The 11,609-nt window shown below is 63.6% G+C and carries 11 protein-coding genes; 6 read left to right on the top strand and 5 right to left on the bottom strand.

All coding sequences use genetic code 11. From position 1 onward, the window contains the following. Positions 1 to 120 precede the first annotated feature (120 nt). Entirely contained in the window at positions 121 to 531 is a 411-nt protein-coding gene (locus EOA29_RS12070; protein ID WP_189349981.1) for a cupin domain-containing protein, read from the bottom strand. 113 nt (positions 532 to 644) lie between these two features. Here EOA29_RS12070 and EOA29_RS12075 point away from each other — a divergent pair, with 113 nt between their 5' ends. From EOA29_RS12075 to EOA29_RS12095, 4 genes are all read left to right on the top strand, one after another. Continuing rightward, entirely contained in the window at positions 645 to 1,436 is a 792-nt protein-coding gene (locus EOA29_RS12075; RefSeq protein WP_127220940.1) for an ABC transporter ATP-binding protein, read from the top strand. Between the two features lie 348 nt (positions 1,437 to 1,784). Further along, positions 1,785 to 2,663 (top strand): ABC transporter permease, encoded by an 879-nt coding sequence (locus EOA29_RS12085; protein WP_127220941.1) that lies wholly within the window; start codon positions 1,785 to 1,787, stop codon positions 2,661 to 2,663. Then, entirely contained in the window at positions 2,660 to 3,814 is a 1,155-nt protein-coding gene (locus EOA29_RS12090) for an ABC transporter permease (protein WP_126093045.1), read from the top strand. Before EOA29_RS12085 ends, EOA29_RS12090 begins: the two co-directional genes overlap by 4 nt. A gap of 39 nt (positions 3,815 to 3,853) precedes the next feature. Beyond that, positions 3,854 to 4,825 (top strand): ABC transporter substrate-binding protein, encoded by a 972-nt coding sequence (locus tag EOA29_RS12095; protein WP_126093046.1) that lies wholly within the window; start codon positions 3,854 to 3,856, stop codon positions 4,823 to 4,825. A 39-nt stretch (positions 4,826 to 4,864) separates the two neighbouring features. Here EOA29_RS12095 and EOA29_RS12100 read toward each other — a convergent pair whose 3' ends face one another. Next, positions 4,865 to 5,323 (bottom strand): Lrp/AsnC family transcriptional regulator, encoded by a 459-nt coding sequence (locus tag EOA29_RS12100; RefSeq protein ID WP_126093047.1) that lies wholly within the window; start codon positions 5,321 to 5,323, stop codon positions 4,865 to 4,867. A 123-nt stretch (positions 5,324 to 5,446) separates the two neighbouring features. Between EOA29_RS12100 and EOA29_RS12105 the strand changes: the two genes are divergently transcribed. Further along, positions 5,447 to 6,730 (top strand): cystathionine gamma-synthase family protein, encoded by a 1,284-nt coding sequence (locus EOA29_RS12105; RefSeq protein WP_126093048.1) that lies wholly within the window; start codon positions 5,447 to 5,449, stop codon positions 6,728 to 6,730. Positions 6,731 to 6,893: 163 nt separating this feature from the next. Continuing rightward, on the top strand, positions 6,894 to 7,340 hold the full coding sequence (locus EOA29_RS12110; protein ID WP_126093049.1) for a CHRD domain-containing protein: 447 nt from the start codon (positions 6,894 to 6,896) through the stop codon (positions 7,338 to 7,340). Positions 7,341 to 7,390: 50 nt separating this feature from the next. Here the strand turns inward: EOA29_RS12110 and EOA29_RS12115 are convergent, their stop codons facing one another. From EOA29_RS12115 to EOA29_RS12125, 3 genes are all read right to left on the bottom strand, one after another. Next, positions 7,391 to 9,040, bottom strand: a complete 1,650-nt coding sequence (locus EOA29_RS12115) for a thiamine pyrophosphate-binding protein (RefSeq protein ID WP_126093050.1) — start codon at positions 9,038 to 9,040, stop codon at positions 7,391 to 7,393. After that, positions 9,037 to 10,212: a CaiB/BaiF CoA-transferase family protein gene (locus tag EOA29_RS12120; protein WP_126093051.1), complete on the bottom strand. Its 1,176-nt coding sequence runs from the start codon at positions 10,210 to 10,212 to the stop codon at positions 9,037 to 9,039. Before EOA29_RS12120 ends, EOA29_RS12115 begins: the two co-directional genes overlap by 4 nt. Before the next feature lie 141 nt (positions 10,213 to 10,353). Further along, complete coding sequence (locus EOA29_RS12125; RefSeq protein ID WP_126093052.1) at positions 10,354 to 11,286, bottom strand: alpha/beta hydrolase; 933 nt, start codon at positions 11,284 to 11,286, stop codon at positions 10,354 to 10,356. Positions 11,287 to 11,609: the final 323 nt, after the last annotated feature.

Genomic DNA, 11,609 nt, shown 5'->3' on the forward strand with positions numbered 1-11,609 from the left:
CAGAAGCGAGACAGCATTTGTGCGACGCCAAGCGATTCCGCTTGGCTGCAAAATGCCCTATCTCTTTGTTTTTGCGCAATTCCGGACGGAAAACCGTTACACACTTTTCCTGGAATTGCCCTAGGCAACCAGCGCATCCAGTTCCGGCAGCAGGACCACGCTTTCCTGCTCGTTGGGATCGGTGCGGGCAATGACGGCCGAAGCGGGCGCGCCGCTCAGATTGGCGGGCAGATGCGGCACGCCGGCCGGAATGTAGAAGAGGTCGCCGGCCTTGACGACAATGTGGTGCTCGAGCCGGTCGCCATACCAGGTGTGAACCTCTCCGGAGAGCACATAGATCGCGGTCTCGTGGCTCTCATGCATGTGCGCCTTGGCGCGGGCGCCCGGCGGCATGGTGAGAAGATGCATGCAAATGCCGGAGGAGCCGACGGTTTCGGCGGCGATGCCGGCGAAGTAGCTCAAGCCTTGCTTGCCTTCATAAGTGCTTTCGGGGCGAATAAGATGACATGTGGGTTTAGGCGACATCGGCAAGGCTCCGGGCGGCGTCGATCAGTTGGGACAGGACGAGTGGAAAGCAACATAAACGCAAAATCAACCGGATTCCGGCCGGCGCGGCAGCGGCTGCGAAAGGCAGGTTTCTGCCAATGACCGGACCGTCGCCAGCCGTCGTTTCGGCAAGCAAGCTTGGCCTCACCTTCCAGACCAATGACGGTCCGGTGCAGGCGCTGTCCAATGTCGATCTGACCATCGGCAAGGGCGAGTTCGTCTCCTTCATCGGCCCCTCCGGCTGCGGCAAGACCACCTTGCTGCGCGTCATCGCCGATCTGGAGAAGCCGACCTCGGGAACGATCTCCGTCAACGGGATTTCGCCGGAGCAGGCGCGCGAGAAGCGCGCTTACGGTTACGTCTTCCAGGCAGCAGCTCTGTTCCCTTGGCGGACGATCGAGCGCAACGTGGCGTTGCCGTTGGAAATCATGGGCCTTGGCCAGGCCGAGCAGGCGGAGCGCATCAAGCGCACGCTCGAACTCGTCAACCTCTCCGGCTTCGAGAAGAAATATCCCTGGCAGCTTTCCGGCGGCATGCAGCAACGCGCCTCGATCGCGCGTGCGCTCGCCTTCGATGCAGACCTGCTCTTGATGGACGAGCCGTTCGGCGCGCTCGACGAGATCGTGCGCGACCATCTGAACGAGCAGCTTCTCGAGCTGTGGGGCCGGACCGACAAGACGATCTGCTTCGTCACCCATTCGATCCCCGAAGCGGTGTATCTGTCGACGCGTATCGTCGTGATGTCGCCGCGACCCGGCCGCGTCACCGATATCATCGAATCGACGCTGCCCCGGAAGCGGCAGCTCGATATTCGCGAGACGCCTGAATTCCTGGCGATCGCGGCGCGCGTGCGCGACGGGCTTCGGGCTGGGCACAGCTATGATGATTGAGGGGGCTCTTGAGCGGGCGGCCGCGCACCGCGATTTCGTCATCCTAGGGCGGAGCGACGCGAAGCGGAGCGCAGACCCTAGGATCCATGCCGTGATATCGGCCGAAGGGTCAAGACGGTGCAGAATTCCCGCTAGATGCCGCAAGGCGCAGAGAGCCCTGTTCTGCACCGCTGCGGAGCGGAGACGTAATGGCATGGATCCTAGGGTCTGCGCCGCGTCGCTTCGCTCCTTGCTCCGCCCTAGGATGACGAAAAGAACGGGTGCCGCGGCACCGAAAACGAAGGCGCCCGGCCTTCGCTTTGCTCCGGCCAGCCTCTCCCCGGCGGGGAGAGGAGGGGAGCGTCGCTGATGGACAGCTTCCGCTCCAAGATCATCCCGGTGACCACCATTCTCGCCGGAGTGGTGGTGATCTGGTATGTCTTCGCCGTCATCCTCAACGCGCCGTTCCAGCGCGACCTCGACCAGAGGGCCAACCAGACCCCCGGCACCGTCGAATTCATCGGCAAGACGCTGTCGCAGCCGAAGCCGACGCTGCCGGCGCCGCATCAGGTGGCGGTGAACTTCTTCGAGAACACCTTCCTGCGCAGCATCACCTCCAACCGCAGCCTCGTCTACAATGCTTGGGTGACGCTGTCCTCGACGCTGCTCGGCTTCGCCTTCGGCACGGCGCTCGGCATCGTGATTGCCGTCGGTATCGTGCATGTCACCACGCTCGACCGCAGCCTGATGCCGTGGATCATCGCCTCGCAGACTATCCCGATCCTGGCGGTGGCGCCGATGATCATCGTGGTGCTGGCGGCCATCGGCATCACCGGGCTGATCCCCAAGGCGCTGATCTCTACCTATCTCTCCTTCTTCCCGGTGACTGTCGGCATGGTGAAGGGTCTGCGCTCGCCGGAACTCATGCATCTCGACCTGATGCATACCTATAATGCCAGCCGGTCCCAGACCTTCTGGAAGCTGAGGGTGCCGGCATCGGTGCCATTCCTGTTCACCTCGATGAAGGTAGCGGTGGCGGCGAGCCTGGTCGGCGCCATCGTCGGCGAACTGCCGACAGGCGCGGTCGCCGGCATCGGCGCCAAGCTGCTTTCCGGCGCTTACTACAGCCAGACCATCGACATCTGGTCGGCGCTGGTCGCGGGCTCGGTGGTCGCGGCGCTGCTGGTCATGGTGGTCGGTATCGCCGGCCGCCTGGTCGACCACGCCATGGGCGGGAGGCCGGCATGACCTGGCTGAAACCATCCTGGCAATCGGTGCTGGCGATCCTCTTTTGCCTTATCGCCTTCGCGCTCGGCGCGATGTCGAAACCGGAAGCGGCCGCAATGGCAGAGCCGACCGCGACGATCGCTTACCCGTATATGGGCACGAAGGGCTTGATTCTCGGGCTGCTGCTGATCGCGGCGCTGGTCTCGACCATACGGATCGCGACGCTCGTTGAAGCCATCGTTCTCTTCATCGGTGCCCATATCGCCGCCTGGCTGCTGATCAAAGGCATAGGCGGCTTCGAGGGGACGGCGCTGGCGCCCTATTTCCTCGCTCTCGCCGCAGCCTGGCTGGTTGCCTGGCGCTGCGTCGCTTTGCTGTCCTCCTTACGGCCTGCCATGAGCGGCGCGAAAACCGCGCTCCGACTGATCATCCCGGCGATCTTCGGGGCCTGGATCCTGATCATCTGGGAAGCGGTGACGCGGGGTGCCGGCATCCCGTTCATCCTGCTGCCGCCGCCGAGCGCGATCGGCGCGCGCATCGCCAGCTCGCTGCCGATCCTGGGATCGGATGTGCGGCAGACGATCTTCAAGGCGGTGCTGATCGGCTACATCGTCGGCAACCTCGCCGGCTTCGTCGTCGCCATTCTCGCCGACCGCGTGCCGTTCCTGCGGCGCGGACTCCTGCCGATCGGCAACATGGTGTCGGCGCTGCCGATCATCGGCGTCGCGCCGATCATGGTGATGTGGTTCGGTTTCGACTGGCCGTCCAAGGCGGCGGTCGTCATCATCATGACCTTCTTCCCGATGCTGGTGAATACCGTCGCCGGGCTCGCCGCCTCCGGCCACATGGAGCGCGATTTGATGCGCACTTATGCTTCCGGGTATTGGCCGACCTTGCTGAAGCTCAGGCTGCCGGCGGCAATGCCGTTCATCTTCAACGCGCTGAAGATCAACTCGACGCTGGCGCTGATCGGCGCCATCGTCGCGGAGTTCTTCGGCACGCCGGTTGTCGGCATGGGATTCCGCATTTCGACGGAAGTCGGGCGGATGAACATCGACATGGTTTGGGCCGAAATCGCAGTTGCAGCACTGGCGGGTTCGGTCTTTTATGGCGTGGTCGCTCTTATCGAGAGAGCCATCACGTTTTGGCATCCCTCTGTCCGTGGTGGATAGAGGGGGTGGGTTTGGGTGCTAACTTCAGAGGGTAAAAATATGAAAAGACTTGTAGTTTCTGCTTTGGCCGGCGCGATGTCGCTGGCCGCTTTCCAGGCGATGGCCGCCGACAAGCTGACGCTGCAGCTGAAATGGGTCACGCAGGCCCAGTTCGCCGGCTACTATGTCGCCAAGGCCAAGGGCTTCTATGACGCCGAGGGCCTCGACGTCGACATCAAGCCGGGCGGCCCGGACATCGCGCCGGAGCAGGTGATCGCCGGCGGCGGCGCCGACGTGATCGTCGACTGGATGGGCGGCGCGCTCGCCGCGCGCGAGAAGGGCGTGCCGCTGGTCAACATCGCCCAGCCTTTCAAGAAGGCCGGCATGGAGCTGGTCTGCCCGAAGGACGGCCCGATCAAGACCGAAGCGGACTTCAAGGGCCATACGCTGGGCGTCTGGTTCTTCGGCAACGAATATCCGTTCTACGCCTGGATGAACAAGCTCGGCCTCAAGACCGAGGGCGGTCCGGACGGCGTCACCGTCCTGAAGCAGAGCTTCGACGTGCAGCCGCTGATCCAGAAGCAGGCGGACTGCATCTCGGTCATGACCTACAACGAATACTGGCAGCTGATCGACGCCGGCTACAAGCCGGAGCAGCTCACCGTCTTCAACTACTCGGCCATGGGCAACGACCTGCTCGAGGACGGGCTCTACGCGCTGGAAGACAAGCTCAAGGACCCCGCCTTCGAGGACAAGATGGTGCGCTTCGTGCGCGCTTCGATGAAGGGCTGGAAATACGCCGTCGACAATTCGGACGAGGCGGCCGGCATCGTCATGGACAATGGCGGCCAGGACGAGAACCACCAGAAGCGCATGATGGGCGAAGTCGCCAAGCTGGTCGACAATGCCGACGGCAAGCTCGATCCGGCGACCTACGAGCGCACCGCCAAGGCGCTGCTCGACCAGAAGATCATCGCCAAGGAGCCCTCTGGCGCCTACACGACCGCTATCACCGACAAGGCGATCAAGTAAGCCTGTCACGCAATTTATTCTGATCTTGAGAACGGCGCCTCAGAGGCGCCGTTCCTTTATGGTGTTCATAACGAAGCTGGTCTCGATCGAGGCGACGCATTTCAGCCGCGCGATCTTTTCCTTGATGAAGCGCTCGTACTGTTCGAGGCTTCCTGCCACGACCTTCAGCACATAGTCGCGCGAGCCAGTGACGAGGTGGCATTCCAGAACCTCTTCCCAGCCGCGGATCGCTTCCTCGAACATGACGATCTCGTCCTCGTTCTGGCGGCTGAGCCGGATGGTGGCGATGGCGACCATGCCCCAGCCGAAAGCGGCCGGATCGACCAGCGCGGTATAGCCCCTGATAACGCCGGCTTCCTCCAGCCGCCGCACGCGCCTCAGGCAGGGCGACGGCGACAGACCGATCCGCTCGGCAAGCTCGTTGTTGGTGATGCGGGCGTCGGCTTGCAGTTCACGCAGGATCTTGCGGTCGAAATCGTCGGCTATCTTCTGCTGCACTTTTGGCATCTCCAGGCAATATATTGCGGGAATGCAGCCACGGGAGCCCAAAAATAGCAAGGACTGCATGATGAGGATCGCATAAATTGCGACGGAATAACTCCTCGAACAGCAGGAAAAGCCATGACCGCGCCGCGCCCTTCGAAAACCCATATCGGCAACCACAAGCTCCATCCGGAGACGCTGATGCTGAGCTATGGCTTCGATCCGCAGCTTTCGGAGGGCGCCGTCAAGCCGCCGGTGTTCCTCACCTCGACCTTCGTGTTCAAATCGGCGGAAGAGGGACGCGACTTCTTCGACTACACTTCCGGCCGCAAGGAACCTCCGAGCGGCACGGCGTCCGGTCTGGTCTATTCGCGCTTCAACCATCCCAACAGCGAGATCGTCGAGGACCGGCTGGCGATCTATGAGGGGACGGACGCCTGCATCCTGTTCTCGTCCGGCATGTCGGCGATCGCGACGACGCTTTTCGCCTATGCTCGCCCGGGTGACGCCATCCTGCATTCGCAGCCGCTTTATGGCGGCACGGAGACGCTTCTGACGCGCACGCTCACCGGCTTCGGCATCGAGGCCGTCGGCTTCGCGGACGGCGTCGACGAGGCGGCGGTGCGCGTGGCTGCCGACACGGCCGTCGGCAATGGCCGCGTGTCAGTCATCCTGATCGAGACGCCGTCAAATCCGACCAACAGCCTTGTCGACATTGCGCTGATGCGCAGGATCGCCGACGAGATCGGCGCCCGGCAAGGAACGACGCCGATCATCGTCTGCGACAACACGCTACTCGGCCCGGTATTCCAGAGGCCCATCGAACACGGGGCCGATGTTTCGGTCTATTCGCTGACCAAATATGTCGGCGGCCATTCCGACCTGATCGCGGGTGCCGCGATGGGCAGCAAGGCGGTCACCAAGCCGATCAAGGCGCTGCGGGGGGCGATCGGCACGCAGCTCGACCCGCATTCCTGCTGGATGCTCGGCCGCTCGCTGGAAACGCTGTCGATCCGCATGGAGCGGGCGAACGACAACGCCCGCCTGGTCGCTGAATTCCTGCGCGACCATCCCAAGGTCGAGAAGGTGCACTATCTGCCGTTCGTGGGCGAGGACACTCCGGCAGGCCGCACCTACCGGGCGCAATGCAGTGGCGCCGGCTCGACGTTCTCCTTCGACATTCGCGGCGGGCAGAAGGCGGCCTTTGCCTTTCTCAACAGCCTGCAGATCTTCAAGTTGGCGGTAAGCCTCGGCGGGACGGAATCGCTGGCCAGCCATCCGGCGGCCATGACCCATTCCGGCATCCCCTACGACGTGCGCCAGCGCATCGGCGTGCTTGAGACCACAGTCAGGCTGTCTATCGGTGTCGAGCACCCGGATGATCTGATCGCCGATCTGACGCAAGCGCTGGCGGCCGTATAATCGTTGCCTTTACGGAATCCAGAAGGGGGCAAGCGACCGCCCCTTTTCCTTAGTGCCGGTAAAATATGCGTGTGCCGGGATACATCGCGCCGTTCAGCCGTTGAATTGACGCATCCGCGCGCTGGGGGGCCGTGGGGGATGCTGCAATCAACGGAGGTTCTTCATGCGCATCCTATCCTTGCCGATGCTTTCGGCGCTCGCCGTTTCGACCGCGTTCCTGCTCTCATCGCCGGCCATGGCCGACGTTGTGAAGTACAAGGCAACGCTGGATGGCAGCCAGCAGAACCCGCCCGTAACCACCAAAGGCAAGGGGACTGCCACACTCACCTTTGACACCACCAAGAAGAAGCTCAGCTGGAACGTCAAATATTCCGGTCTCAGCGGGCCGGCGTCGGGGGCCCACATTCACGGCCCGGCGGCCAAGGGTGAAAACGCGGATCCCGTAATCCCGTTCAAGAAGCTCAAGAGCCCGATCAAAGGCTCGGCGACGCTGACGGATGCCCAGGCCACCGACCTGGAGGCCGGCAAATATTACGTCAACGTCCATACAGCCGCTAACCCGGACGGCGAGATCCGAGGACAGATCGAGAAGGCGGCCGGAGCGATGTAGCAGTCTTTCCGCCGGCAGAAAGAGGCGGGCAACCGCCTCGTTCTGCCGGGTCATGATTTGTCGCGGATCTGCGTCAGCGTGCGGGTCGGCGTGATCGCCTCGGGATCGAGCCTGATCTCGACGATCGCCGGCTTGCCGCTGGCGCGCGCGCGTTCGAAGGCAGGCGCGAAGTCCTCGGTCCTTTCGACCGTCTCGCCATGGCCGCCATAGGCGCGGGCAAGCGCGGCGAAGTCGGGGTTCCTGAGGTCGGTAGCGATGACGCGGCTCGGATATTCCCGCTCCTGGTGCATGCGGATCGTGCCGTAGATGCCGTTGTTGACCACGATGACGATGATCGGCAGGTCGTATTGCACGGCGGTCGCGAATTCCTGGCCGTTCATCAGGAAGCAGCCGTCGCCGGCAAAGGCAACCACTGTGCGATCCGGGAACAGCGCCTTGGCGGCGACCGCCGCCGGAGTGCCGTAGCCCATCGATCCGGATGTCGGGGCCGCCTGCGTGCCGAAGCGGCGAAAGCGGTGGAAGCGATGCACCCAGGTCGTGTAATTGCCGGCGCCGTTGGTGAGGATGGCGTCCTCCGGCAGCGCCTTTTCCAGATAGTTCATGATCGGCCCCATCTGGACGGCGCCGGGCCCGGTCTCAGGGGGCGTCGACCATTCGAGATAGGCGGCGTGTGCTTTTGCCGTCTCATTTGCCCAGGATGGCGTGCCGGCCGGCTTGCGCTTGGCGAAAGCCTCGACGAAGGCCGAGGGCGAGGCGTTGATCGCCAGCGTCGGCCGGTAGACGCGGCCGAGCTCGCCGGCGTCGGCATGGACATGCACCAGCGCCTGGTCGGGGTATGGGCTCTTCAGCAGCGTGTAGTCGGACGACGACATCTCGCTCATGCGGCCGCCGATCAGAAGCACGACGTCGGCCGCCTTGATCTGCGCCGCCAGCTTCGGGTTGATGCCGATGCCGACATCGCCGGCGTAGTTCTGATGAAGATGGTCGAAAAGCATCTGGCGGCGGAAGGAGCAGCCCACGGGAAGCGACCACGTCTCGGCGATCGTGCGCATCCGCGCCACCACCTCCTCGTCCCAGCGCGTGCCGCCGAGAATGACGAACGGACGCTTGGCGCCGGTGAGCAGCATCTCCAGCGCGTCGAGCTCGGCCTCACCGGGGCGCGTCTCAACCGGCGTGTGCGCAAGTGCTACCGGCGCCTCGACCTCGCTGGTCAGCATGTCCTCGGGCAGCGAGACGACGACCGGGCCGGGGCGGCCCGATGTCGCCACCGCGAAAGCGCGGGTGACGAATTCCGGAATGCGCGAAGCGTCGTCGATCTCGACCACCCATTTGGCGATGTCGCCGAAGAAGCGCTTGTAGTCGACCTCCTGGAAGGCCTCGCGCTCCTTGGCGTGGCTGGCGACCTGGCCGATGAACAGGATCAGCGGCACCGAATCCTGCATGGCGATGTGGATGCCGGCCGAGGCGTTGGTGGCGCCGGGGCCGCGGGTGACGAAGCAGATGCCGGGCGTACCGGTCAGGCGCCCCTGGCAGTCGGCCATCATCGCCGCGCCGCCTTCCTGGCGGCAGACGATGGTGCGGATCGACGAGTCATGCAGCGCGTCGAGCACCGCCAGATAGGATTCGCCCGGCACGCAGAAGATGCGGTCGGTGCCGTTCGCCTCGAGCGCTTCGACGATCAATTGTCCGCCGGTCTTCATTTTGCTGCTCTCTCCAGTTCGGCAAGGATTTCTGCAGTGTGCTCGCCAAGACGCGGCGAGGGCCGCTCATAGACGAGCGGCGTGCCCGACATCACCATCGGCGCGCGCACCGACGGCAGTCGATTGCCATGGCCGTCGTCGAGGTCGAGCCGCATGCCGCGCGCGATCGCCTGCGGGTCGGCGAACATCTGGCCGATCGTGTTGATCGGGCTTGCCGGCACGCCTGCGGCTTCGAGCTTCGTCAGCAGCGGGTCGCGATCCCACGTGCCCAGCGTCTCGATGATCAGTTCGCGCAGCTTGGCGCGATTGGCGACGCGGGCGGGATTGGTGGTGAAATCCGGATTGGCGGGCAACTCGGTCAGACCGACAACCGCGCAGAACTTGGCGAACTGGCTGTCATTGCCGACGGCAAGGATGATGTGGCCGTCCTTCACCGGCAGCACCTCGTAGGGCGCGATGTTCATATGGGCGTTGCCCATCTGCACCGGCGACTTGCCAGAAACCAGATAGTTAAGGTTCTGGTTGCCGAGCGCCGAGATCTGGCTGTCGAAAAGCGCCATGTCGATGTGCTGGCCTTCGCCGGTCTTCTCGGCATGGCGCAGCGCCGCCTGGATGGCGATCACCGAATAGAGGCCGGTGAACAGGTCGGAGATGGCGACGCCCGCCTTCTGCGGCTCGCGGCCGGCCTCGCCGGTGATCGACATCATCCCGGCCATCGCCTGGATAATGAAATCGTAGCCCGCGCGCGGCGCGTAGGGACCGTCCTGGCCGAAGCCGGTGATCGAGCAATAGACGAGGCGCGGATTGATCTTCTTCAGGCTCTCATAGTCGAGGCCGTATTTCTTCAGACCGCCAAGCTTGAAGTTCTCGATCAGCACGTCGGCCGTGGCGACCAGTCGGCGGAGCGTATCGGCGCCCTCGGGCTTGGAGAAATCGATGGCGATCGAGCGCTTGCCGCGATTGCAGGAGTGATAATAGGCCGCCGACAGGTTCTCGCCGTCATGGCTCATGACGAAGGGCGGGCCCCATTTGCGGGTGTCGTCGCCGCCGTCCGGGCTCTCGACCTTGATGACATCGGCGCCGAGATCGGCGAGCAATTGTCCGGCCCACGGCCCCGCCAGAATGCGGGCGAGTTCGATAACGCGGATGCCTTTCAGCGGAGGTTCGGCCATGGATCACCGTGATGGGGTCGAAAGCGCAGCCTAGAATCTTGCTTGTGCATGTCGTTATCCCAAACCGCTGCGCACTTTTGGGCGACATGCACTATCAATCGTAGCCGGCTATGTCACGACTCATGCAGTAGGCCACGCCGGTCACGCCTTAAGCACGCTGTCACCCCATGCAACGAAATCGCTCATGATGATGTCGCGGTTGATCTCGTTCAGGCTTTCGTGACGGGTGTCGGCGTAAACCTTTGAAACCAGATTCGAAAAGCCCATTCTGTCCATGCGCCGGGCGAGGTGGTGAATCCCTTTGCCATAGTCCGACGCCGGGTCCTTCTCTCCGCCCACCAGATTGACGAAGAGGTCGCGGCGTACGCCAGCGAAGCTGGAATCCTTGCCGGCGTGCTGCGCCATGCCGACCACGTCGCGCCACATCGAGATGGAGGCGTCCCAGCCGCAGAGCGGGTCGGCGATGTATTTGTCGACCTCGACGGGGTCGCGCGACAGCCAGTCGAACAAGGTCCGATGGTTGGGCACGGCCTTGCCCCAGGCCTGGAAGGTCAGCCTGGGCAGCAGGCGCGACGGCACGTCGGAGCCCAGCCGCATCCGTTCCCAGCCGAGGATGCCCAGCGCCAGCTGGCCGAGCAGGCCAGCTGAGAAATTGCCGTTCCAGATGGCGGCGGCATGGATGCGATCGGAGTGGCGGAGCACGAAATTCAGCGCGATCGAGGCGCCGAGCGAATGTCCAAAAGCGATCACCGGCAATCCCGGATGCTCGACGGCGATGAGATCATGCACCGCGCCGACGTCGGCGATCACCTTGGCGATGCCGTCGACGTCGGCGAACCTGCCGAGCGGCGCATCGGGCGCCTTTGTCGCGCCGTGGCCGCGATGGTCATGGGCATAGACATGGAAGCCGCGGTCCCCAAGGAAATCGGCAAAGCGGGCGTAGCGCGCTGCGTGCTCGGCCAGCCCATGATTGATCTGCACCACGGCGCGCGGATTTCCGCCGGCATGTTTCACATAAAGGTTGAGGTCGGCCCCCCCCGGTGAGGCCAGCCTGGTCTGTTTGTCGAATGGCATGTCTCGCTCCCTGCGCGACTGATGGGCGAGGGTTTCGGCGGCGTCAAGAGAGCGATCGACCATGGTGCAATAAGCGCAGGGGCCGAAGGCGTTCACATGGGGATTATTTTCGCCTGGCGAAAAAGATCGTAATTCTGACACTTCGCCTGTTCTAGTGTGACGAATTCAATACGGTTCAATGATCGCCGGGAGAGCGGGAATGCGGGTTTGGGCATTGTGGGGTTCGGTCGTTTTGGCTCTGGTTGGCGCCGGCGTGGCGCGGGCCGATGTGAAGATGAGCGGCACCTTCGTGGCCGACAGCGCCTGTCCGGCGACGCAGGCGA

It is taken from the genome of Mesorhizobium sp. M1E.F.Ca.ET.063.01.1.1, from assembly GCF_003998155.1.
Classification (GTDB): domain Bacteria; phylum Pseudomonadota; class Alphaproteobacteria; order Rhizobiales; family Rhizobiaceae; genus Mesorhizobium.

Excerpts from the sequence above, each read along its gene's own strand:
- EOA29_RS12075 (WP_127220940.1), top strand. The coding sequence starts at position 645 with ATGACCGGACCGTCGCCAGCCGTCGTTTCGGCAAGCAAGCTTGGCCTC.
- EOA29_RS12085 (WP_127220941.1), top strand. The coding sequence starts at position 1,785 with ATGGACAGCTTCCGCTCCAAGATCATCCCGGTGACCACCATTCTCGCC.
- EOA29_RS12090 (WP_126093045.1), top strand. The coding sequence starts at position 2,660 with ATGACCTGGCTGAAACCATCCTGGCAATCGGTGCTGGCGATCCTCTTT.
- EOA29_RS12095 (WP_126093046.1), top strand. The coding sequence starts at position 3,854 with ATGAAAAGACTTGTAGTTTCTGCTTTGGCCGGCGCGATGTCGCTGGCC.
- EOA29_RS12105 (WP_126093048.1), top strand. The coding sequence starts at position 5,447 with ATGACCGCGCCGCGCCCTTCGAAAACCCATATCGGCAACCACAAGCTC.
- EOA29_RS12110 (WP_126093049.1), top strand. The coding sequence starts at position 6,894 with ATGCGCATCCTATCCTTGCCGATGCTTTCGGCGCTCGCCGTTTCGACC.
- EOA29_RS12115 (WP_126093050.1), bottom strand. The coding sequence starts at position 9,040 with ATGAAGACCGGCGGACAATTGATCGTCGAAGCGCTCGAGGCGAACGGC.
- EOA29_RS12120 (WP_126093051.1), bottom strand. The coding sequence starts at position 10,212 with ATGGCCGAACCTCCGCTGAAAGGCATCCGCGTTATCGAACTCGCCCGC.
- EOA29_RS12125 (WP_126093052.1), bottom strand. The coding sequence starts at position 11,286 with ATGCCATTCGACAAACAGACCAGGCTGGCCTCACCGGGGGGGGCCGAC.